The organism is Sporosarcina sp. SAFN-010, assembly GCF_059415065.1.
The window spans coordinates 51,399-71,985 of the sequence record NZ_JBPFDS010000011.1 but is presented as its reverse complement, the minus strand read 5'-3'; the positions used below and the strand labels follow the sequence as shown (position 1 = coordinate 71,985).

At 42.4% G+C, this 20,587-nt stretch carries 28 protein-coding genes and 1 riboswitch; of the genes, 2 read left to right on the top strand and 26 right to left on the bottom strand.

Going from position 1 to position 20,587, the window contains the following annotated elements; translation table 11 throughout:
• Positions 1-94 precede the first annotated feature (94 nt).
• From ACR65F_RS13070 to ACR65F_RS12990, 17 genes are all read right to left on the bottom strand, one after another.
• Positions 95-979 (bottom strand): polyprenyl synthetase family protein, encoded by an 885-nt coding sequence (locus tag ACR65F_RS13070; protein ID WP_039043842.1) that lies wholly within the window; start codon positions 977-979, stop codon positions 95-97.
• Complete coding sequence (locus ACR65F_RS13065; protein WP_039043841.1) at positions 972-1,214, bottom strand: exodeoxyribonuclease VII small subunit; 243 nt, start codon at positions 1,212-1,214, stop codon at positions 972-974. The genes ACR65F_RS13070 and ACR65F_RS13065 overlap by 8 nt, the downstream gene beginning before the upstream one ends.
• Positions 1,215-2,567: an exodeoxyribonuclease VII large subunit gene (xseA, locus tag ACR65F_RS13060; protein WP_440504669.1), complete on the bottom strand. Its 1,353-nt coding sequence runs from the start codon at positions 2,565-2,567 to the stop codon at positions 1,215-1,217. It lies immediately after the preceding gene.
• Positions 2,568-2,654: 87 nt separating this feature from the next.
• Entirely contained in the window at positions 2,655-3,515 is an 861-nt protein-coding gene (gene folD / locus ACR65F_RS13055) for a bifunctional methylenetetrahydrofolate dehydrogenase/methenyltetrahydrofolate cyclohydrolase FolD (RefSeq protein ID WP_039043839.1), read from the bottom strand.
• A gap of 5 nt (positions 3,516-3,520) precedes the next feature.
• Positions 3,521-3,907 carry a transcription antitermination factor NusB gene (gene nusB / locus ACR65F_RS13050; RefSeq protein WP_039043838.1) on the bottom strand — a complete coding sequence of 129 codons (387 nt, stop codon included), beginning with the start codon at positions 3,905-3,907 and terminating at the stop codon, positions 3,521-3,523.
• Positions 3,908-4,017: 110 nt separating this feature from the next.
• Complete coding sequence (locus ACR65F_RS13045) at positions 4,018-4,416, bottom strand: Asp23/Gls24 family envelope stress response protein (protein ID WP_039043837.1); 399 nt, start codon at positions 4,414-4,416, stop codon at positions 4,018-4,020.
• Positions 4,417-4,434: 18 nt separating this feature from the next.
• Entirely contained in the window at positions 4,435-5,787 is a 1,353-nt protein-coding gene (gene accC, locus ACR65F_RS13040) for an acetyl-CoA carboxylase biotin carboxylase subunit (protein WP_039043836.1), read from the bottom strand.
• A 14-nt stretch (positions 5,788-5,801) separates the two neighbouring features.
• The gene (gene accB / locus ACR65F_RS13035; RefSeq protein WP_039043835.1) at positions 5,802-6,329 is read right to left on the bottom strand and encodes an acetyl-CoA carboxylase biotin carboxyl carrier protein; all 528 of its coding nucleotides are present in this window, start codon (positions 6,327-6,329) and stop codon (positions 5,802-5,804) included.
• Positions 6,330-6,480: 151 nt separating this feature from the next.
• Entirely contained in the window at positions 6,481-7,026 is a 546-nt protein-coding gene (locus ACR65F_RS13030; protein ID WP_039043834.1) for a SpoIIIAH-like family protein, read from the bottom strand.
• Complete coding sequence (locus tag ACR65F_RS13025; RefSeq protein WP_039043833.1) at positions 7,013-7,444, bottom strand: SpoIIIAG-related protein; 432 nt, start codon at positions 7,442-7,444, stop codon at positions 7,013-7,015. Before ACR65F_RS13025 ends, ACR65F_RS13030 begins: the two co-directional genes overlap by 14 nt.
• A 257-nt stretch (positions 7,445-7,701) precedes the next feature.
• The gene (locus ACR65F_RS13020) at positions 7,702-8,604 is read right to left on the bottom strand and encodes a stage III sporulation protein AE (RefSeq protein ID WP_081760204.1); all 903 of its coding nucleotides are present in this window, start codon (positions 8,602-8,604) and stop codon (positions 7,702-7,704) included.
• Positions 8,605-8,611: 7 nt separating this feature from the next.
• The gene (locus ACR65F_RS13015; RefSeq protein WP_039043832.1) at positions 8,612-9,010 is read right to left on the bottom strand and encodes a SpoIIIAC/SpoIIIAD family protein; all 399 of its coding nucleotides are present in this window, start codon (positions 9,008-9,010) and stop codon (positions 8,612-8,614) included.
• A complete protein-coding gene (locus ACR65F_RS13010) occupies positions 8,989-9,198 on the bottom strand; it encodes a SpoIIIAC/SpoIIIAD family protein (RefSeq protein ID WP_025784730.1) in 210 nt (69 codons plus the stop codon). Before ACR65F_RS13010 ends, ACR65F_RS13015 begins: the two co-directional genes overlap by 22 nt.
• Positions 9,199-9,324: 126 nt before the next feature.
• Positions 9,325-9,882 carry an elongation factor P gene (efp, locus tag ACR65F_RS13005; RefSeq protein ID WP_039043831.1) on the bottom strand — a complete coding sequence of 186 codons (558 nt, stop codon included), beginning with the start codon at positions 9,880-9,882 and terminating at the stop codon, positions 9,325-9,327.
• Positions 9,883-9,902: 20 nt separating this feature from the next.
• Positions 9,903-10,964 (bottom strand): M24 family metallopeptidase, encoded by a 1,062-nt coding sequence (locus ACR65F_RS13000; RefSeq protein ID WP_440504707.1) that lies wholly within the window; start codon positions 10,962-10,964, stop codon positions 9,903-9,905.
• Positions 10,965-10,966: 2 nt separating this feature from the next.
• Positions 10,967-11,407, bottom strand: a complete 441-nt coding sequence (gene aroQ / locus ACR65F_RS12995) for a type II 3-dehydroquinate dehydratase (protein ID WP_039043829.1) — start codon at positions 11,405-11,407, stop codon at positions 10,967-10,969.
• A 60-nt stretch (positions 11,408-11,467) separates the two neighbouring features.
• Complete coding sequence (locus ACR65F_RS12990) at positions 11,468-11,896, bottom strand: hypothetical protein (protein ID WP_039043828.1); 429 nt, start codon at positions 11,894-11,896, stop codon at positions 11,468-11,470.
• A gap of 133 nt (positions 11,897-12,029) precedes the next feature.
• Here ACR65F_RS12990 and ACR65F_RS12985 point away from each other — a divergent pair, with 133 nt between their 5' ends.
• Positions 12,030-13,010, top strand: coding sequence for a DUF1385 domain-containing protein (locus tag ACR65F_RS12985; protein WP_052245961.1), 981 nt, complete (start codon positions 12,030-12,032; stop codon positions 13,008-13,010).
• Positions 13,011-13,049: 39 nt separating this feature from the next.
• Here the strand turns inward: ACR65F_RS12985 and ACR65F_RS12980 are convergent, their stop codons facing one another.
• Positions 13,050-13,883: a lipoate--protein ligase family protein gene (locus ACR65F_RS12980; RefSeq protein WP_440504668.1), complete on the bottom strand. Its 834-nt coding sequence runs from the start codon at positions 13,881-13,883 to the stop codon at positions 13,050-13,052.
• 148 nt (positions 13,884-14,031) lie between these two features.
• Between ACR65F_RS12980 and ACR65F_RS12975 the strand changes: the two genes are divergently transcribed.
• A complete protein-coding gene (locus ACR65F_RS12975) occupies positions 14,032-14,376 on the top strand; it encodes a rhodanese-like domain-containing protein (protein ID WP_440504706.1) in 345 nt (114 codons plus the stop codon).
• Between the two features lie 42 nt (positions 14,377-14,418).
• On the opposite strand, the gene gcvPB is transcribed toward ACR65F_RS12975, so the two are convergent.
• The 8 genes from gcvPB to ACR65F_RS12935 all read right to left on the bottom strand — a co-directional run bounded on the left by gcvPB (position 14,419) and on the right by ACR65F_RS12935 (position 20,583).
• Positions 14,419-15,903 carry an aminomethyl-transferring glycine dehydrogenase subunit GcvPB gene (gene gcvPB / locus ACR65F_RS12970; protein WP_039043826.1) on the bottom strand — a complete coding sequence of 495 codons (1,485 nt, stop codon included), beginning with the start codon at positions 15,901-15,903 and terminating at the stop codon, positions 14,419-14,421.
• Positions 15,896-17,242, bottom strand: coding sequence for an aminomethyl-transferring glycine dehydrogenase subunit GcvPA (gcvPA, locus tag ACR65F_RS12965; RefSeq protein ID WP_440504667.1), 1,347 nt, complete (start codon positions 17,240-17,242; stop codon positions 15,896-15,898). Before gcvPA ends, gcvPB begins: the two co-directional genes overlap by 8 nt.
• 48 nt (positions 17,243-17,290) lie before the next feature.
• Entirely contained in the window at positions 17,291-18,391 is a 1,101-nt protein-coding gene (gcvT, locus tag ACR65F_RS12960; protein ID WP_440504666.1) for a glycine cleavage system aminomethyltransferase GcvT, read from the bottom strand.
• A gap of 141 nt (positions 18,392-18,532) precedes the next feature.
• Positions 18,533-18,624: riboswitch (glycine riboswitch) on the bottom strand.
• A 91-nt stretch (positions 18,625-18,715) separates the two neighbouring features.
• Complete coding sequence (locus ACR65F_RS12955) at positions 18,716-19,276, bottom strand: shikimate kinase (protein WP_052245960.1); 561 nt, start codon at positions 19,274-19,276, stop codon at positions 18,716-18,718.
• Between the two features lie 4 nt (positions 19,277-19,280).
• Positions 19,281-19,457 carry a hypothetical protein gene (locus ACR65F_RS12950; RefSeq protein WP_185737028.1) on the bottom strand — a complete coding sequence of 59 codons (177 nt, stop codon included), beginning with the start codon at positions 19,455-19,457 and terminating at the stop codon, positions 19,281-19,283.
• A complete protein-coding gene (gene comGF / locus ACR65F_RS12945; protein ID WP_440504665.1) occupies positions 19,438-19,884 on the bottom strand; it encodes a competence type IV pilus minor pilin ComGF in 447 nt (148 codons plus the stop codon). Before comGF ends, ACR65F_RS12950 begins: the two co-directional genes overlap by 20 nt.
• Positions 19,881-20,177 carry a hypothetical protein gene (locus ACR65F_RS12940; RefSeq protein WP_440504664.1) on the bottom strand — a complete coding sequence of 99 codons (297 nt, stop codon included), beginning with the start codon at positions 20,175-20,177 and terminating at the stop codon, positions 19,881-19,883. The genes comGF and ACR65F_RS12940 overlap by 4 nt, the downstream gene beginning before the upstream one ends.
• On the bottom strand, positions 20,170-20,583 hold the full coding sequence (locus tag ACR65F_RS12935; RefSeq protein ID WP_440504705.1) for a hypothetical protein: 414 nt from the start codon (positions 20,581-20,583) through the stop codon (positions 20,170-20,172). The genes ACR65F_RS12940 and ACR65F_RS12935 overlap by 8 nt, the downstream gene beginning before the upstream one ends.
• Positions 20,584-20,587: the final 4 nt, after the last annotated feature.

Sequence of the window (20,587 nt, the reverse complement as noted above, 5' to 3'; positions counted from 1 at the left end):
TATCACACACCTTCATAAGTTAATACTACTGTTTCCACTCGTTTTCCTTATTATATCAACAATCCAACAAACAGTACCATCTAGACGCCTTACTTTATGCGTTTCGATTAATAATATAGTCTGCAATTTGAGATAATAAAGAACTTCCTAAACCGATTTCCTCTAAAGCATCTAGTGCTTGTTTGTGATGATTTTCAAGTTTTGCTTGAGCGCCTTCTAGCCCGAGTAATGCAGGGTATGTACTCTTAGCACTCGCTGTATCTTTGTTAGCCGTCTTTCCAAGTTGCTCAGTGGAAGCAGTGACGTCTAATATGTCATCTTTGATTTGAAAAGCTAGACCGATATTACGCGAAAATATACGGAGACTTTCCATTTTCACTTCTGGTACTCCAGCAAGCAGAGCACCTGATTCAACACAGCTCGCAAGTAATGCGCCTGTTTTATGAACATGGATTTCTTCGAGTTCTGTCAAGGATAGTTGTTTACCCTCTCCTTGCATATCCAGAATTTGACCGCCTACCATTCCGGAAGCACCTGATGCTGTGCTCACAGCTTTCAAAATGGCAAGCATCGTTGCTGGGTCCGTATGCTGAAGTGACGCAAGTTCTTCAAATGCAAGTGTTTGTAAAGCATCTGCAGCTAATACGGCTGTTGCTTCTCCAAAAACAATATGATTGGTTGGATTCCCTCTTCTAAAGTCATCATCATCCATGCATGGAAGATCATCATGGATTAAAGAATATGTGTGTATCAATTCAATTGCACCAGCTACTTGAACTGCATCTTTAGAAGTCACTTCTAAATCTTGTAACACTGCAAGTACAAGGAGAGGACGTATTCTTTTTCCACCTGCATTCACAGAATAAGCCATCGCTTCTTGCAAGACTTGTGGATAGTTCATCCCGTCAAAGAGCTCAGAGAAGTGAGTATGTAAAAGTGGTATTTTTTCATCAATAAACCTATTCAGCTGCTCACTCACTTGCTTCCTCTCCCTTCGAAGGGTCCAATGAAGTGGTCTCTCCATTTTTGTCTACAATAGTAACGAGTTGCTTCTCTGCATGTTGCAGTTTTTGTTGACAAAATGTAGAAAGCTCCATCCCTTTTTTATATAAAGTGATGGAATCTTCTAGTTGAACATCTCCAGTTTCAAGTTGTTGAACAATCTTTTCCAATTCCAGCATCGCTTCTTCAAATTTCATTGAATCAGTTTCCATTCATGATTCCTCCTTAAGGGGTTCAATCGAGCGGACTTCAGCAATCGCAGTACCATCCTGCATGTTGATCTCTACAGAATCTCCAGGTGTTAGAGATCCTGCGTTCTTTACTAGTTCACCCTGTTTGTATACGATTGTAAATCCTCTTTCCATCACGTTTAGTGGATTGAGGGCTTGCAACATTCGAATACCAGTCAGGAAGCGGTCTTGTTTGCCACCTAAGGATTGGCGCATTGCCCGAAGGAGTCTTTCTTCAGCAATCTCCGAATCTTTTAAACGTTGCTGTAGCTGGACGACTGGTGAAACGTATTGTAAACGAGCACTTACTTGAGTGACATGCTGGGATTTTCGATATAGCAATTCACTATGACTCCGAGTAAGACGCTCCTCGAGAGATGACTGTTTTTCAATAAATGGTCGATATAATCTTTCCGGATAAAGAAACGGATACGCATTTTTCAACCGATCCAACTGCTTTTGTTCTTGAGACAGACGTGTCGCAAGAAAACGATAAATCACTCGCTTTCGATCCAAAATACGTCCTGCCAACTCTTCCTTTGCAGGGACTGCAAGTTCTGCAGCGGCAGTCGGTGTGGGCGCACGATGATCTGCAACAAAATCCGCAATCGTTGTATCTGTTTCGTGTCCGACTGCACTGATGGTAGGGATTCGGCTAGAAAAAATTGCACGAGCGACCGCCTCTTCGTTAAATGCCCATAAATCTTCTATGGAGCCACCGCCTCTTCCAACAATGAGGACGTCTATATCTCCTTGGAGTTGCGCTTGTTCAATCGCTTCAACAATTGAAGGTACCGCTTGTTTTCCCTGCACAGCTGCCGGGAATAATACTATTTCAGCCATAGGAAATCTACGAGCTATCGTTGAACAAATATCTTGGAACGCAGCGCCAGATTTAGCGGTAACGACACCGACTTTCTTAGGAATCCACGGTAACGGCTGTTTCCATCGGACGTCAAACAAGCCTTCCTTGCTTAATTGCTCTTTTAACTGCTCAAAAGCAAGAAAAAGAGCCCCGATACCATCTGGTTCCATGGATTGTACATAAAGCTGATATTGTCCACTACTTTCATATACATTAATATCCCCTGTTATCAGTACATTCATGCCACTTTCTGGTTTGAATTTCAAACTAGAGGCATTACCACGAAACATGGCTGCTTGAATTCTACTTTTGTCATCTTTCAACGTGAAGTATATGTGTCCGCTTGGATGAATTTTCACATTGGATAATTCACCTTTTATATAGACATTCCGCAAGTGTGGATCGGCATCAAACTTCCGCTTAATGTATTTAGTGACAGCTTGTACGGTTAAGTATGGATTACCTGACAACGAATTCCCCTCCTGCGTATAAAAAGCTGTCTCTCACTTACAAGAAACAGCACTGTTGTATTCTATGTAACGGCATCAGCCGCTTTCTTAAATATAATTACTGCACGCTAATTGCGCACTCTTCAACGTGTTTTTCAGTAACATGGTTACAGTCATGGGACCGACACCACCAGGGACAGGTGTTAGTGCACCTGCTTTCTCTTTGACGCTCTCGAAATCGACATCGCCACATAGTTTCCCATTTTCATCCCGATTCATACCAACGTCAATCACTGTTGCACCTGCTTTAATATGCTCAGCCGTAATGTATTTTGCCTGCCCAATTGCGACTATCAATATATCCGCTTGACGTGTAAATGACACCAAGTCTTCGGTTTTAGAATGGCAATAGGTGACTGTTGCATCTTTTTGAAGAAGCAATTGCCCCATAGGCTTTCCAACAATATTACTGCGACCAACAATTACCGCATGTTTTCCGGATATATCAGTACCCGTATGTTTAAGTAATTCTAAAATACCTGCAGGTGTGCATGAAACATATGATGTTTGTCCAATAATCATTTTCCCAACGTTTTCCGGATGAAAACCATCTACATCTTTTTTAGGGGAAATAGAGCGGATTACTTTGTTCTCATCGATATGAGGCGGTAATGGCAATTGGACAAGAATTCCGTGAATTGTTGGATCGTTATTGAGTCGTTCAACGGTATCCAACAAGTCTTTCTGACTCACAGTAATCGGCAACTCAATCATTTCAGATTTCATACCTGCTGCAGTACTGGATTTCTCCTTATTCTTCACATATGTACGAGATGCTTGGTCTTCTCCCACGAGGACAACAGCAAGACCTGGACGACATCCTCTTTCAATGAGTCGGTCCACGTCTATTTTAATCTCTTCTCGAATTTTTGCGCCGATCGCTTTTCCATCTATGAGTACACTTGACAAATTCGTCACATCCTTTGTTGGTCAAATTTCGACAGTACACCATTAACAAATCGTCCTGATTTTTCGTCTCCAAATGTTTTACAAAGTTCAATTGCTTCGTTCACTGCTACTCTGTGTGGAACGTCCTCGTTATACAGTAACTCGTATACTGCAAGTCGTAGTACAGTCCGTTCAATTTTCGGAAGTCTCTCCAACGACCAATTCTCTAGTTTTCCAGTTAGCACTTCATCAATAGATTCTTGCTTGTCACGTGTTCCTTTTACCAGCATTTCGTAAAAAGAATCAATTGGTCCTTCAGTAATATAGCTAATTGCCTCATCTACAGGCAGTGTTGTTCCATCAAGCTGGAAAAGGGTCTGGACCGCTTTTTCTCTCGCTTCTCTTCGTTTCATACAATTTGTCTCCTTCGTCACTGGTTCGATTAGGCTTTATCATAGCACAAATGCAGTATGAAGATACAGTCACAATAGGCAAAAGCATCATCCGAAGATGATGCTTTTCGTCATTCTGTCACTGAATTCACTTCAGAACGGATTCCAGTTACGTGTACATTGACTTCTCCTGTTTCAATCGAAGTCATATGATACACCGCTTCTTTAATCTTTTTCTGCACATTTGCAGCTACTTGAGGAATAAGTTGACCTTCTTCTGCGATACAAAAGACGTCAATAATGAGTTTGTTATCTACCCAGTCAGTTTTCACGCCTTTACCATGCATGACTTTCCCAAGTCGTTCTGCAACACCAGTTGCAAAGTTTCCTGAAGTCATCGCAATCCCTTGCACTTCAGAAGTTGCGATTCCAATAATAACTTCCAGAACTTCAGGAGCGAGCTCAATCTGGCCAAGGCTCTCGTTTGCAGAGGAGTTTGCTTCAATAAAAGAATTCGCTTTTTCAGCCATATCAGCGCGCCTCCTTCCTTAGTTTAAATTCATGACATCATATTTTTCAAGAAACTTCGTGTCAAAGTCCCCTGATTTAAACACATCATTTTTCATAAGATTGTAGTGGAAAGGAATGGTTGTTTTAACCCCTTCTACTACAAATTCATCTAGAGCACGTTTCATTCGTGCAACTGCTTCTTCACGAGTGTCTGCATGAACAATCAGTTTCGCTACCATCGAGTCATAAAACGGCGGAATTTTGTATCCTGGATAAACTGCTGAATCTACACGAACTCCATTTCCACCTGGTGGAAGATACATTTCAACCGTACCTGGAGACGGCATGAAGTTTTTCTCTGGATTTTCCGCGTTGATGCGGCACTCGATTGACCAGCCATTAATTTTAATGTCTTTTTGTTTGAAAGGTAGCTTTTCACCTGCTGCAACTTTCAACTGTTGCTGAATTAGGTCAATTCCCGTGATCATTTCAGTTACAGGGTGTTCTACCTGGATTCTCGTATTCATTTCCATGAAGTAGAACTTCTTGTTGATGTGATCGAAGATGAATTCAACAGTACCAGCACCTCTATAATCAACGGCTTCTGCCGCTTTCACAGCTGCTTGTCCCATTTCCTTGCGCAATTCAGGAGTTAGCGCCGGAGATGGTGCTTCTTCTACTAACTTCTGCATACGGCGCTGAATGGAACAATCACGTTCACCTAGGTGAACTGTGTTGCCATGCTTGTCCGCCAATACTTGAATTTCAACGTGTCTGAATACTTCAATGAACTTCTCAAGATAAACCCCAGGGTTACCAAACGCAGCTGCAGCTTCTTTCTGCGTAATCTTGATACCTTTTTTAAGTTCCTCCGGATCACGTGCTACACGGATTCCTTTTCCACCGCCGCCAGCCGTTGCTTTAATAATAACTGGGAAACCGATTTCTTCAGCAACCGTAAGCGCTTCCTCTTCATCAGCAACTAGACCGTCAGATCCAGGCACAATTGGAACACCTGCTAGACGCATAGTTTCACGAGCCACGTCTTTCGTTCCCATACGTGCAATCGCATCAGAAGTAGGGCCGACAAACTCAATATTTACTTCTTCGCACATTTCAGCGAAGCTTGCGTTTTCAGCAAGGAAACCATAGCCTGGATGGATTCCATCACAATCTGTCATTTTAGCAACACTTATGATATTTGAAAAGTTCAAGTAACTGTCTTTTGAGAGTTTGGGTCCGATGCAAAACGCTTCATCGGCAATTTTTACATGCAATGCATCTCGATCGGCTTCAGAGTAAACAGCTACTGTCTCCAGACCGAGCTCTTTACATGCACGGATAATACGTACGGCAATTTCACCGCGATTTGCGATTAGAATTTTCTTCATCGTCCATTCCCCCTTTAATTTTCTTTTACAAGGAAAAGTGGCTGCCCGTACTCAACGAGCTGTCCATCTTTAACAAGGATTTCAACAATTTCACCAGATACTTCTGCTTCAATTTCGTTGAAAAGCTTCATAGCTTCTACGATACAGACAACATCTTCAGTTCCAACCTTCTGTCCCACTTGAACAAATGCTGCTGCTTCTGGAGATGATGACTTATAGAACGTACCGACCATTGGAGATACGATACTCTTTAATGATGGATCAGCAGCTTTTACTTCAGCTGCAGGTTCTGCAACCGGCTTCGCCACTTGTTTAGGTGCCTCTACAGTTTCTGGTACAGCTTGTTGAACAACCTGTGCTCCTGAAGTGGAATCTTGAACATCCGGTACTGGCATTTGAACTTGAACCGGTGCCATAGCTGTTGCAGTTGTATTGCTTTTTACAATTTTAATTTTAGCCCCATCTGCTTCATACGTAAATTTGTCGATTGAAGACTGATCGATAAGTTTAATAATTTCTCTAATTTCTTGAATCTTTAACATGAACGATTCTCCTGACTCCATAAAGTTTTGTTTTACACCCTCATTCTCTATAGTAGACGTTTTTTAAGGATTTTGAAATAGTTAACCCCCATTTCCCCTCTAAAAAACATGTAAACAGAAAAAAAGACCCGGATTTTGGGCCTTTAACAGATTACTGGTTGCCTGTGAAATCGACTTGTACTTTTTTAGCATCGTCCCAACTTGCTAGAACATATTGTGTGATTTCATCTGCCAATTTAGCAGAATGCCCTTCAGTTGAGAGAACAGTTACCTTCACTTCTCCGTTTTCTGTTCGGACAAATGCTTCTGGATATCCGAGCGCCTTGATTTGTAATTCTAATAACGCTTCCGCGGAATCCCGTTTATTAAGCTCGGACATTTCGTCGAATGCTTCGTTTTTCTCTTCAGCTGTATAATCAGGGGATGTCATCTTAGCATTCAGTTGTTCTGATATTTTGCTACGCTCATCACGGACAGCCATCCGCATCTCTTCAAATAGATACGACGTTGCAAACACCGGCGTTTGCTTATCGGATGAACCCTTTTTCGGGACTTCAGCCGTTTCAGTCATATCACTTGAAAAAATGGAGATTCCGTCGAAAGGCATTGGTGCTTTCTCTTTAATATAGTAAATCGAGATGACAGCAACAAGGCTCATTAGTGTTAAAAACCAAACTGTTCGTTTATTTGTTCTCATCATAGTTCCCCCTTTTGGTCATTTCCACGATAACAATTCGATGTTCTGGTACTTGAAGGACAGCAGACAATATCCTTGTGAGTTCAGATTTGAGACCAGGATTCCCGGCTCCTTCCGCCACAACAAGTACACCCGTCGCTTCGTTTGTGTTGGAGTCCGCTGACTTTGTGAAGTAATCAGAAAGCGGTGATTGTTCTTTTGCTCCCTTAGGAGGATGAAGGTATATGGAAACCTCCCCCACTCCATCAATCTTTTTCAACGCTGTTTCAAGTGCTGCCGCTTCTGTATTCCCCTCCTTTTCATTTGACTTCCCGGACGTCGTTCCTTCTGATTTCCAGGGTGGATTGAGTAAGATGAATACGAGAACCGTGATCGCTATGAATAGGATCACTTGCATTTTCCCAGTCGGTTTTTGCATGACATCACCATTCCATCTGTCTGTTTAGGACCGGGGGCCTGTTCATCTATGAAACAATGTATGCACGATTTTCTGTTCCTATAACCTGAGAAAGGAAAAGATATTCAGTAGCAACCACATTCCAGCAGCAAGTTTAGCCAAATAGCCGAATTCTTCTTTTCTGGATTCTGGCATCATCATAGACAAAACCCCCGAGAGAACCGAAATCAGGACAACTCCTATTAGAAATTTGCCATTTCGAATTCCCCCTTTTTCCGTTAAGTCATTGAAAGCTTCACGTAAACGATAAAAAATAGAACTGTATAAACAAAAGCAAAAATCATTAGAAATGTAATAGCGCATAACACGAATAGAGATCGGCCGATATCATCCAATACGTCAGATAACTCAGATGAAGTGAACGGTTCGATCAGCGCTGCACACCATCGATATAAAAAGGCCAAAAGCAACGTCTGCACGACAGGTAGGATGGCAATCCCCCACAATGTTACTAGTAGCCAGCCTCCCACCATAACTCCTGCCCCAGATGAATACCGGCCAAGTGTACCCATGCTGTCTGTCACAAATGATCCGACGAACGGAATGTTCTGTCGAATCAATTCCTTCAGAGGCTCACTTGCTGCTTCTGAAATCCCCCAAGAAACCGCTCCTCCAGCAGTGATAAAAATTGAATAGGCCGCAACAATTGATGAAACAACAGCTAATAATGTTGTCCGCAGCATGTCCGAAAGCTTTGAATACGAAATGAGAGGATTCAGCCGGGTAACGATATCAAACAGCAACGCAGCAGTGACCAAGGGCAACAACAATCTATCAGCGAAAAACACAGCACCATTTGCAAACAACAGCAGAGCAGGCTGGAAGTTGAGAAGGCTCAGTGCATTTCCCGAGATAGCCATGCCTGCAGTCAAAACCGGATAGCTCGTAACAAATAACATGGCTATCGACTTCATGAGTTGTTGGATCAGCAAGAGTTGCTCAAATGCCGGACGTAAAACTACTAGAATTATCACGATATAAAGTAATTGCTTAGTCCATTCCGAGAATGAGGGGAATAGATAATTCAATACTGTCGCCAATAGCGCAATGATAATTACGACAATGAAGCTATATAGCAAGCCACTAATTAGTGATTGCAGAAAATCGAGTATGGTCATCATCCCCCATTCACGGCGAAATGAGCGCAGTGAGTGTCTGTATGAGATTGACAAGCTCAGGCAGCCAGAAGGACAGGATAGCAATTTTGACTACAAATTGAGCTAAGTTCGCGAGCGACGAATATCCGGATTCAGACAAATGTTGCGTAATCGATTCGGAAATAAAAAACAAAAACGCGCTGACTAACAGAAGTTGCCCATATGGCTCAGGTACACCGTGAAAAATATCGCTTAATTTTTTAATAAATGGGATCAAAACGTTCATCATGATATAAGCAAGAACAAATAGAAACAAGGCACTATACAAGATCGGATGTAACTGCGGGACTGCAAAACGGATAACGAGCAGCAACAAGAAAACGACGAGTAATTGAAAAAGGAGTGCCATTACATTGCCAAAGAGAGCCATTGGAAAAACTCGGAAATCTCAGTAAAGAAAATCTTTAAAAAGCGAATCATTTCTACTGCGATGTACAAATACGCAATAAAAAATAAGAAAAAAGAGAACTCTTTCTTTCCTGTCTGTTCGAAAAAGATGTGCAAACAACCGATAACTAGTCCGATGCCGGCAATTCGCAATAAATCATTCAATTCCATCCGGCGATCCTCCTCCTGTTTCACTATACGCATGTGCTTCAGACAATATGAAAAACGCTTGCCCATTCGATGTGAATGGGCAAGCGTTTTAGAGGTTACTTTTATAAGTTTTCAATACATTAGAGATTATGCGCGGGACACATATTCTCCTTCACCAGTATTAATGATGAGTTTATCACCAATGTTTACGAAGAACGGAACTTGTACGGTAAGGCCTGTTTCTAGCTTCGCAGGCTTCGATCCGCCACTCGCTGTATCTCCTTTAATACCAGGTTCAGTTTCAGCAACTTCAAGTACAACTGTTGCAGGTACTTCTACGCCAAGTACTTCCTCTTTGTATTGAATGACGTGAACTTCCATGTTTTCTTTCAAGTAATTCAATTCTTCTTCAATTTGCTTTGTTGGCAGTTCGATTTGCTCGAAACTTTCGTTATCCATAAATACGTGATCGTCACCGTTTGCATAAAGATACTGCATACGTTTATTGTCAATTTGTGCTTTCGCTACTTTCTCTCCAGCACGGAATGTCTTCTCGTTCACGTTACCTGAACGTAAATTACGTAATTTCGAACGGACAAACGCAGCACCTTTTCCTGGCTTAACGTGTTGGAATTCCATAACGCGCCAAATATCGCCGTCTACTTCGATTGTCAATCCTGTTTTAAAATCGTTTACTGAAATCATCTTGTTTCCTCCAATAGCTCTTATAAAATTTGCAGTTCTTTTGTACAGTGAGTTAACCGTTCACAACCATTTTCAGTGATCACAAGATCATCTTCGATCCTTACGCCTCCGATACCTGGCAAATAAATGCCTGGTTCAGCAGTAACCGTCATGTTCGGTTCAAGTACTGTTTCAGAGCGGAAGGACAGCCCAGGAGCTTCGTGGACCTCAAGACCGATACCGTGACCTGTAGAATGGCCGAACGCTTCACCGTACCCTTTTGAAGCAATGTAATCCCGTGCAATCGCATCTGCTTGGATGCCGGTCATCCCTGGTTTGATGCCTTCAACTGCCAGTTTCTGCGCAGCAAGGGTAATCTCATAGATTTCCCGCATTTTTTCCGATGGTTCACCGACAGCCACTGTTCGCGTTATGTCGGAGATGTATCCATTATACAACGCACCGTAATCCAATGTCACGAGTTCTCCAGTTTCTATTTTTTTGTCGGTTGCTACGCCGTGAGGAAGTGCACCTCGAATACCCGAAGCGACAATTGTATCAAATGACGAAGAAGTCGCCCCTTGTTTACGCATGAAGAACTCCAGTTCGTTCGCTACTTCCAGTTCCGTCATGCCCGCTTTGATGAATCCACAAATATGCGTAAATGCATCATCTGCAATTTTTGCGGCTTGCTTCAATACTTCCAATTCTTCTGGTGTCTTAATGATCCGGAGTTTTTCAACAAGTCCTGCAGTTGGGATCAGCTCAGCTGTTACTTTGCTTTTATACAGTTCATACATGCCGAATGTCAAATCTTCTTTTTCAAATCCTAAACGTTGCACCTTCATCTGCTCAACTTGTTGTGCAACTTCTTCAATAATCGTTTTTTCATGTTGAACAATGCGGAAATCTTTGATTTGGTCTGCTGCTTGCTCCATATATCTGAAATCGGTAATGAATACCGCGTCATCATTAGAAATGATCGCAACACCTGCAGTCCCTGTAAAGCCTGTCATATATTGACGATTATAGCCACTCGTAACAAATAATGCATCCAGTTCTTTTTCAACCAGCAATTCTCTAAGTTTTGTAAGTTTCATAATGATCATTTCCTTTCCATTTTACGAATCAATGCGCGTGCACCCAACTCATAGCCATCGGTTCCTAATCCCGAAATCTGCCCTGCACACACAGGAGCAAGCAAAGAGGTCTGCCTGAATGACTCTCGGTTATGTATATTCGAAATGTGTATTTCTACAACTGGTAAGTTCACAGATGCAATGGCATCCCGAATAGCAATACTCGTATGTGTGTAAGCTCCAGGATTAAAAACGATTCCATATGTATCCTCGTCTGCCGCCTGATGAATACGATCAATCAACGCGCCCTCATGGTTCGATTGAAAACACGATAACCCGATATCATGGTCCATGCATAACGCGCGAATACGAACTTCAATATCCTCGAGTGTATCATGTCCATAAACATCAGGTTCTCGTTTTCCTAATCGATTCAAATTCGGACCATTTAGCAGCAACAAATCCATAGTCTATCAGCCCCTAGCCATTTTCCTTTCTATTTTATCACAACATTTAGACGAGGTAACCTATTTGGCTTTCTTCGGCAGTTCATTCTTCATGAAAACTGAAGTGCCCACGACAAACCTCGTAATAATGGCGGCTAGACAAAGAAACGGAATTGAAACAGATTTAAAAGCAGATCCTACAGAATCAGGTCTTGAAATCGTCCATTCCACTGCACAAACAAACAATACCGCAAGTATGATTGACATAATTGAGGGCGGTAGTTTAGAAGCGAATTGCATCACACTATACAGCACGATGAATAGTAAAAGTAATACGATAGTTAAAACCAGCCATTTCGAAATCGGTGATTCTGTAGCAAGGATATTCCATTTGCGCGACCAGCCAATTGGTGACCATTTAACAAAATGGAATACCTTTAAAAACTTCAGACTGAGAGCCGTTAGTAATGCAGCAACTAACGCGGTCCAAAAAAGTGTAGGCATATGCATAGTTGTCCCTCCTGCTCCAAGTCTCACCGGTTCTCTCAATTTTAAACGTGATGGTGGAGCAATCACTTATTTTCCTGTACAATGAGAACATTGATACAAAATTGAGACTTTATAAAGAAAGTGTGGGCTGTACATGGAAAAAAATCATCAATCCCCTGCATATGGCGGTCAGGCACTTATTGAGGGCGTCATGTTTGGAGGAAGACGACATACAGTAACCGCTATTCGTCGAAAAGACGGTACGATTGATTATTTTCACGTACTAAAAGAGAGTAGCCCGCTTCGTCAAAAGTTAAAGAAAATCCCTTTACTCAGAGGAATTGTGGCGCTAATCGAGTCTGCAGGACTCGGTTCAAAGCATTTAACTTTTGCAAGTGATCATTATGATGTGATGCCAGGCGAAGAAGTCGACAAATCAGATGAAGAATCCTCTAAATTGACGATGATTTTAGGGGTTGCGGCAGTCGGTGTACTTTCCTTCCTATTCGGGAAATTTGTCTTTACGTTATTCCCAGTATTCCTTGCTGGACTTTTCCATCCGATCTTCCCAGGAAAAACAGCTCAGATTCTGTTAGAGACGTTGTTTAAACTGACACTCCTATTGAGTTATGTTTCCCTCATATCCATGACGCCACTTATAAAACGGGTCTTCAAGTATCATGGTGCGGAGCATAAGGTCATCAATGCTTATGAAAATAATCTTCCGTTAACTGTGGAAAATGTACAGGCTCAATCACGTTTGCATTATCGATGTGGCAGTAGTTTCTTGCTATTCACGGTCATTGTTGGGATGTTCATTTACTTCTTAGTACCGACCGATCCATTCTGGTTACGAATTGTGAATCGAATTCTACTGATCCCTGTTGTTCTTGGAGTATCATTCGAAGTGCTTCAAATAACGAATGCTGTGCGAAATATTCCAGTGTTACGTTACTTGGGATATCCTGGGTTATGGCTCCAATTGTTAACAACAAAAGAGCCCGAAGACGATCAGGTAGAAGTAGCGATTGCTTCGTTTAACAAATTGCTTGAGATTGAAGTACATGGTGAGGATGTTCTAACCAATCCATCTCCTTTGTCTCCTGAGAGTGAAATGAGTACAGTGAACCTATAACGAAAAAGGAAGGCTTCCACGATTGGGAGCCTTCCTTTTTCACTTTCTATATGTCCATTCATCATTCGCGTATTTACGATTTTCAATTTCTTTCACAATCTTGAGTTGTTCGGCAGAAAGATCATATGGTACAAGTTCTATGTCGAGTGCTTTTTCGAAACCTCTAGAAAAAGCTAACGAACACTCTGTCACAGTGATATTACGATCGGTTAAACGGTCAATAGCGACTGCTTTTTGCGGGAGTCCTTTTCTTACTTGTTCTCTTATTTCTTCAGTATCGAATTTAAAAAGCGACACAAGTTTGTCTTCATCCAAACTGAGTAAAATCGCACCATGTTGTAAAATCACGCCTTTTTGACGTGTTTGTGCACTGCCCGCCACTTTTTTCCCCTCTACAACGAGCTCATACCAACTTGAAGTGTCAAAACATACTCCGCTTTTCGGACGCTTCAGTTGTTCCGACACTTGTTCTGATGGTACTGCAAAAGAGGCTTCTAGGCCGAGATTCCGAAATCCTTCGAGCAATCCTCCTGAAATGACACGATACGCTTCTGTCACTGTTTCAGGCATGTCTGGATAATCTTCTGAAACAATCACACTGTATGTAAGTTCGTGTTCATGAAGAACCCCTCTTCCCCCTGTAGGTCTCCTCACGAAACCGAGTCCGTGTTGCCGCACAGCTTCGGTATCTATTTCTTTAGACACACTTTGAAAATAACCGATGGAAAGCGTTGCAGGATCCCATTCGTAAAAACGAAGAACCGGACCGATTTCCCCTTTACTGTGCCAGTCGAGTAGTGCTTCGTCCAATGCCATATTAAATGATGGAGAACACTTGCCTGACTGTATATAATTCCATTTCAATTTATCCATTTCCCCCCGCCTTTCCCTTCATAACGAACTCAATTTTATCATTGCAATTGAACATGTGCCACTTAATCTTTATAATGAAGAATGAGATAGAAAGGGGAAAGATGTTTTGGATGCTAATTGGTATGTATTAATAGGGATTTTAGTTGTGATGATTGCTTATTTCGTCATTACGGCTCTTCGCCTCCGCAAAGCGGTTACGAATTTGACTCAAGAGCAATTCATTGAAGGTTACAGGAAAGCACAACTGATCGATGTGCGCGAACCAAAAGATTTTGATGCAGGTCATATACTTGGTGCCCGCAACATTCCGTACACTCAACTGCGACAAAGGTATAAAGAAATCCGTGCTGACAAACCCGTCTACTTGTATGATCAAAATGGAGGTAAAAGCGCGCGAACAGCTCTTTTCTTGAAAAAGAAAGATTATACGCAGCTTTACCATTTACAAGGTGGATTCCGTACGTGGTCAGGTAAAGTGAAAAGTAAAAAGTAATTATTTGAAAAGGACCGAAGCGCTTAGGCTTCGGTCCTTTTTTTATGCTTTCACTAATTCTTCTTCCGTTGCAGGAGTGTAACGAAGTACTGGCTTACGCGCAGCTTTCGTTTCATCCAAACGACTAATGACAGTCGTATGAGGAGCTTCTTGTACGATTTCAGGGTTTTCTTCCACTTCTTTAGCGATTTGAATCATCGCATCGATAAAGGAATCGAGCGTTTCTTTAGACTCTGTTTCAGTTGGCTCGATCATCATGCCTTCCTCGACATTGAGTGGGAAGTAGACTGTTGGTGGATGGAATCCGAAATCGAGCAGTCGCTTCGCCATATCGAGCGTCCGAACACCAAGTTTCTTCTGACGTCGACCTGATAAAACAAACTCATGCTTACAGTGCTGCGGATATGGAAGGTCGAAAAACGGCTCCAAACGACGCATCATGTAGTTCGCATTCAAAACTGCATTCTCCGTAACTGCTTTCAAACCATCTGGCCCCATCGAACGAATATACGTATAAGCACGCAAGTAAATTCCGAAGTTCCCGTAGAATGGTTTTACACGACCAATAGATTGTGGAACGTCGTAGTTGAACGTGTAGACACCATCGTTCTTTTCTAATACAGGTTTTGGCAAGAAGGCAGCAAGATCTTTCTTCACACCAACTGGACCAGAGCCTGGACCGCCACCGCCGTGTGGCCCTGTGAATGTTTTATGCAAGTTCAAGTGAACTGCATCGAAGCCCATGTCTCCAGGTCGAGCTTTTGACATGACTGCATTCAAGTTCGCACCATCGTAATACAACTTCCCGCCAGCCCCATGGACGATTTTTGCCATTTCCATAATATGCTCTTCAAAAAGACCAAGAGTATTAGGATTCGTTAACATGAGAGCAGCCGTATCGTCTCCGACTTTCGCTTTCAAGTCCTCGATGTCCACTAGACCGTTTTCATCGGAGTTAACAGTAACCGTATCAAAGCCTGCCACGGTTGCAGATGCAGGGTTTGTACCATGTGCAGAGTCTGGAACAAGCACTTTTGTACGTCCTGTATCGCCATTCGCTTCATGGAATGAACGGATCATCATCAACGCAGTCCATTCTCCATGTGCTCCAGCTGCTGGTTGAAGTGTGACTTCATCCATACCTGTAATTTCACATAGATGCTCCTGCAAGTCGTAGGCAACTTCCATAGCGCCTTGTACAGTTGACTCATCTTGCAAAGGATGAATGTTAGCGAATCCTGGAATCCGCGCAACCGCTTCGTTAATTTTCGGATTGTATTTCATCGTACATGATCCTAACGGATAGAATCCTGTGTCGACGCCGTGATTCCGGTTCGACAATGCTGTGTAATGACGCATGATGTCCAACTCAGAAACTTCAGGAAGTGCAGCATCTTCTTTACGAACTAACGAGTTAGGCAGAAGTGCTGACAAATCTACTTCAGGAACATCCAAATCAGTTAGGCTGTATCCAATACGCCCTGGTTTTGAGACTTCAAAAATGAGTGGTTGGTTTTCGTTATGCATGGACGGCCTCCATTTCCTGCACAAGTGCATCAATCTCTTCTTTCGTCCGTTGCTCAGTCACTGCAAATAATGCGTGATTTTCCATTCCTGCATATGTCAAACTGAGGTCGTATCCGCCAATAATCCCTTGCTCTAGCAATTGTTTGTTCAACTCTTTCACTGAACGCTTACAATCTACTACGATTTCGTTAAAGTGTGAATTCCCACCAAGAACTGTAAAACCAGCTTTTTCGAATGCTTGCTTAGCATAATGAGTTTTTGCATAGTTTTGGTAGGCAATTTCACGTGCACCAGTTTTACCTAGAGCTGTCATCGCAACAGAAGCTGCAAGTGCGTTCAAGGCTTGGTTTGAACAAATATTGGAAGTGGCTTTATCGCGGCGAATATGCTGTTCACGCGCTTGCAATGTCAGTACATAGCCTCGTCGACCTTGATCATCTGTCGTTTCGCCGACAAGACGTCCTGGAACTTTACGCATAAGTTTCTTAGTTACTGCGAAATAGCCACAATGTGGTCCACCGAACTGTTCAGGGATACCGAAGGGTTGTGCATCCCCCACTGTGATGTCCGCACCAAGTTCCCCTGGAGGTGTAAGAATTCCAAGCGCCAGTGGATTGGAGGATACGACAAACAATGCACCATTGTCGTGTGCCAACTCGCCGATTGCCTGCAATTCTTCAACTTGACCGAAAAAGTTCGGATATTGCACTAGAACAGCAGCCGTGTCAGCAGCCAACAATTTCTTTAATTCTTCGACATCTGTCACGCCATCTTTTTGCGGAATGGTGATAACTTCAATCTGTTGACCATCTGCATAAGAGCGAACTACATCGCGGGATTCAGGATGTACCGTTTCAGAAACAAGCAGTTTTTTACGTTTTGTATGTCCTGCTGCAAGTGTTCCCGCTTCTGCAAGTGCCGTACCACCGTCATACATGGAAGAGTTTGCAAGATCCATTCCTGTCAATTCACAAATCATCGTTTGGAATTCAAAGATTGCTTGAAGCTCCCCTTGGGAAATTTCCGGCTGATACGGTGTATACGCTGTATAAAATTCAGATCTGGAAATAACATGGTCGACAATGATTGGCTTATAGTGATCATAAACGCCTGCTCCAAGGAAGGATGCATACTGTTTGGAATCCGCATTTTTCGCCGCTAATCTCGAAAGCTCTTTGAGTAATGCAGATTCGGATTTTGCTTCCTTAATAGCTAAATCCCTAGTGAAACGAACACTTTCAGGTATGTCTGCGAACAGTTCGTCGACGGAAGAAATTCCGATAACATTTAACATTTCTTCTCGATCGGCTTCAGTCATTGGCATATAACGATGCATCATAAATAGTTCCCCTCTTTCCCTTTGTACGGAAATAGTATCCGTTTCACTTCATGAGCGCTTATAAAATGGTGTTTCGATAATTAGAGCTTTCAGCTTTTTATTTCTGACTTCCACTTCAAGTTCTTGTCCAAGATCAGATACCTCTTGGTTCACTAAAGCAAAGCCTATATTCTTTTTCAGTGTAGGAGATTGTGTTCCAGTCGTTACTTCACCGACCAATTCGTCATTGTGATAAACGGGATATCCTGTACGCGGAATCCCTTTGTCTATCATTTCAATTCCGACAAGTTTGCGCGGAACGCCATCTTGCTTTTGTGCAGCCAAAACTGACTTACCAAGGAAGTCCTCTTCCTTTTTCAATTTCACAACGAAACCAAGTCCTGCCTCCAGTGGCGAAATTTCTTTCGACAACTCTTGACCGTACAATGGTAAACCCGCTTCAAAACGAAGCGTGTCCCTCGCACCGAGACCTGTTGGAACTATACCATCTTCTTTCCCCTCAGTTAGTATTCTATCCCAGAGTATAACTGCTGCTTCAGGAGAACAGTAGATTTCAAAACCATTTTCTCCAGTGTATCCGGTACGCGATAACAACGTTTTTTCACCAGCAATATCCACATTGTCTTTAAAACGGAAGAAACGGATTTCTGACAGTGGTTCATCTGTAAGGCGTTGTAGAATAGTTTCTGCTTTAGGTCCTTGCAATGCAAGTAACGCCCAGTTCTCCGACTGATTGTCAATTTGCACGTCTTCATTAGCTTGTTTTTTCATCCAGCTAACATCTTTTTCAATATTGGATGCATTAACAACTAAAAGATAGTCGTTTTCTCCCCGTTTATAGATTAACAAATCATCGATTGTGCCGCCATCTTCATAACACATAGCAGTATACTGCGCTTGCCCGTCCACTAATTTTGCAACATCATTCGTCACAAGCTTTTGCAAGAAAGGTAATGCGCCTTCACCACTAACGAGAACTTCACCCATGTGGGATACATCGAAGAGTCCAGCCTTTGTTCGTACAGCTTCATGTTCTGCTTTTATGCTAGAAAACTGAACTGGTAGTTCCCAACCACCAAAATCGATAGTTTTTCCATTATACCGCACATAACTATCAAAAAGCGGTGTTCGTTTCAAAGTTCCTGACAACACAATCTCCCCCATTCATCTAAAAAAAAGAAAGAGACCCCCTTTTTTAAAAGAGAGCCCCTGTTCATCCTTCTGAACGCTCCTTATTGCGGAAGCTAACTTCAGAGGTCGGCCACAATTGACCAACACTGTTCAGAGATGCGTCCAACATGAGTCTTTTTGCCTGAGAGATTCATGACGTTGTCACTTGCTCCTTCGGCGGCGCTTTTTGCGCTCTCTCCCCATGCATTCATCCGCACTATTCAATTCGCTGCAAGATAGTTTAAGATTCCGAAAACTAATATCTTTCGACCCTATCTTACCAGTTTGTCGATTGAAGTGCAATTACTTTTGAGCGCTGCTTAATGGATCATAAGGGATTTCAATAGAATCCGTTTCACTAGACAAACGTTCCATTTGGAATGCGATGTACTCGGTGACTTTACTAAGAGATCGCTGCCTTGTCTGAACCATGAAATGCGCGGATTGTTTATACGCATCGTAGCGTTTGTGGTAAAGCAACTCGATTTCAGCGCGGGAAGAGCGCTGAACGATCGGTCTGTTTTTATCCGTTGCAATCCTTCTCCAGATATCTCGAAAAGGGGCATCAAGGAAAAACACCAGTCCAGTTGCACGCATGAGCTTGCGATTTTCTTTACGCATAGCAACACCGCCACCCGTTGCAATGATACACTTTTCGTCTCGAAAGGTTTGAAGAAATTCGGTTTCCATCTCACGAAATCGTTCTTCCCCATATGTTGCAAAAATTTGTGGGATCGTCATACCTGTTTTCTGTACGATTTCATGATCCATGTCATAAAAGGGGAGCTTTGTAAAAAAACTCAATCGCTTACCGATTGCACTTTTTCCACACCCCATGAATCCAACTAGGTATACTTTGTTCATAAAATCATCCGCCCTGCATTTTTGTTATCGCTGCCTTCTCATAAACCGTTCCCAGCGAATCATACGTTCCATATAAACTATCATGCCACGAAACGAATGTAAAAAGAAAGAGGGAGACGAAAAATAATAATGCAAGTGCCATAACAAGGACGACTCCTCGTTCATTTTTCACTAAGACCAACCGCAACCCTCCTTTGGCGTTCGGTCCCATCTTGAAGTGTTACAGAGACTACGAGTAATGGACCTTCATCAACGAAATTGACTTTTTGCACGTTTGTTAGCAATGGGACATGCCCCTGACTTCCAACTCTCCTTCGTATGACACCACCTACGCTGCTATACTCGGTATTAGTAGATGTATCCATCGTAAAGGCAGTTAATATCGTTCCATCATTGTTGACGCCAATCATTTGCACTGCTGAGAGATCTGTTTGCAAATCTACCATAAACAACTCCCATTCAGTAGTTTGACTATCTGTTAACTGGCTATGTGTGGACTCTTTAAAGAGCAAGAACAGGATTATGAGGTGTAGGAACGCTGCCGCAATGAGCAATTGAAACAAACTTTCAAGCAACGTATATCCTGACTCATGCCGGGCTTCCTTCACGGTGTACATATCATTTCTGTATTTTTGGATGTTGGGTAATTGACGCACAGCCGATCATTTACTACCGTCCATTCATATTCCGTACCTTCTTCAGTTCGAACTCCTCCGCTAATTCCATAAGTCGTATAGAGCAAAGCCCCTTGATACATCGTTTCTTTTGCTCTCATTTCATGTTTTTTGTTTTCTAATCCTGATAGCATCCTAAACGATAAAGGCAGTAACGTACTAAAAATGACCATCATAATAGTTAATGTTAAGATGGCTTCCGGCCAAGAATAACCTGATTCATTCATAGAGCAGCATCCTCCCCCTTTGGAACTGAAATCGAATCTTTTTCGATCCACTTGAAGTTTCAAAAGTCATGGTCCCTGTTTTATACATATTTCCATTTTCCTGAAAACTGATATTCCGTAATGTACTCGTGTTGTCAAATTTTACGGTTGGTGGAAAGTTGGTTTTTGTCTTCTCATTAGTATCAGAGTAAGTCACCGAATACGTTTTCCCGTCATTCGTGAAACTAAGCCACGTAGTGGTTTGATGTGCAATGGAATACGCCTGCATCTTTTGAATAGTCGCCTTAAATGCTTCAAGCCCGTCCCGTTCCGACTGCACGGTTGTCCATCCACTGCTAACCGGCACTATAATTGCAGTTAGGACTCCTAAGAGTGTGAGAACTAGGAGCAACTCCAAAAACGTCATACCC

What these genes read in the sequence shown, in the direction of transcription:
- ACR65F_RS13010 (WP_025784730.1), bottom strand. Translation starts at nt 9,198, where the DNA reads ATGGAATTGAATGATTTATTGCGAATTGCCGGCATCGGACTAGTTATC.
- ACR65F_RS12975 (WP_440504706.1), top strand. Translation starts at nt 14,032, where the DNA reads ATGATTGCTTATTTCGTCATTACGGCTCTTCGCCTCCGCAAAGCGGTT.
- ACR65F_RS12935 (WP_440504705.1), bottom strand. Translation starts at nt 20,583, where the DNA reads ATGACGTTTTTGGAGTTGCTCCTAGTTCTCACACTCTTAGGAGTCCTA.
- ACR65F_RS12985 (WP_052245961.1), top strand. Translation starts at nt 12,030, where the DNA reads ATGGAAAAAAATCATCAATCCCCTGCATATGGCGGTCAGGCACTTATT.
- ACR65F_RS13025 (WP_039043833.1), bottom strand. Translation starts at nt 7,444, where the DNA reads ATGCAAAAACCGACTGGGAAAATGCAAGTGATCCTATTCATAGCGATC.
- efp (WP_039043831.1), bottom strand. Translation starts at nt 9,882, where the DNA reads ATGATTTCAGTAAACGATTTTAAAACAGGATTGACAATCGAAGTAGAC.
- ACR65F_RS12980 (WP_440504668.1), bottom strand. Translation starts at nt 13,883, where the DNA reads ATGGATAAATTGAAATGGAATTATATACAGTCAGGCAAGTGTTCTCCA.
- ACR65F_RS12955 (WP_052245960.1), bottom strand. Translation starts at nt 19,276, where the DNA reads ATGAACAAAGTATACCTAGTTGGATTCATGGGGTGTGGAAAAAGTGCA.
- gcvPB (WP_039043826.1), bottom strand. Translation starts at nt 15,903, where the DNA reads ATGCATAACGAAAACCAACCACTCATTTTTGAAGTCTCAAAACCAGGG.
- gcvPA (WP_440504667.1), bottom strand. Translation starts at nt 17,242, where the DNA reads ATGATGCATCGTTATATGCCAATGACTGAAGCCGATCGAGAAGAAATG.
- accB (WP_039043835.1), bottom strand. Translation starts at nt 6,329, where the DNA reads ATGTTAAAGATTCAAGAAATTAGAGAAATTATTAAACTTATCGATCAG.
- ACR65F_RS13065 (WP_039043841.1), bottom strand. Translation starts at nt 1,214, where the DNA reads ATGGAAACTGATTCAATGAAATTTGAAGAAGCGATGCTGGAATTGGAA.
- nusB (WP_039043838.1), bottom strand. Translation starts at nt 3,907, where the DNA reads ATGAAACGAAGAGAAGCGAGAGAAAAAGCGGTCCAGACCCTTTTCCAG.
- ACR65F_RS12940 (WP_440504664.1), bottom strand. Translation starts at nt 20,177, where the DNA reads ATGAATGAATCAGGTTATTCTTGGCCGGAAGCCATCTTAACATTAACT.
- ACR65F_RS12990 (WP_039043828.1), bottom strand. Translation starts at nt 11,896, where the DNA reads ATGCATATGCCTACACTTTTTTGGACCGCGTTAGTTGCTGCATTACTA.
- accC (WP_039043836.1), bottom strand. Translation starts at nt 5,787, where the DNA reads ATGAAGAAAATTCTAATCGCAAATCGCGGTGAAATTGCCGTACGTATT.
- ACR65F_RS13045 (WP_039043837.1), bottom strand. Translation starts at nt 4,416, where the DNA reads ATGGCTGAAAAAGCGAATTCTTTTATTGAAGCAAACTCCTCTGCAAAC.
- aroQ (WP_039043829.1), bottom strand. Translation starts at nt 11,407, where the DNA reads ATGGATTTGTTGCTGCTAAATGGTCCGAATTTGAATCGATTAGGAAAA.
- ACR65F_RS13030 (WP_039043834.1), bottom strand. Translation starts at nt 7,026, where the DNA reads ATGAGAACAAATAAACGAACAGTTTGGTTTTTAACACTAATGAGCCTT.
- ACR65F_RS13015 (WP_039043832.1), bottom strand. Translation starts at nt 9,010, where the DNA reads ATGGCTCTCTTTGGCAATGTAATGGCACTCCTTTTTCAATTACTCGTC.
- ACR65F_RS13020 (WP_081760204.1), bottom strand. Translation starts at nt 8,604, where the DNA reads ATGATGACCATACTCGATTTTCTGCAATCACTAATTAGTGGCTTGCTA.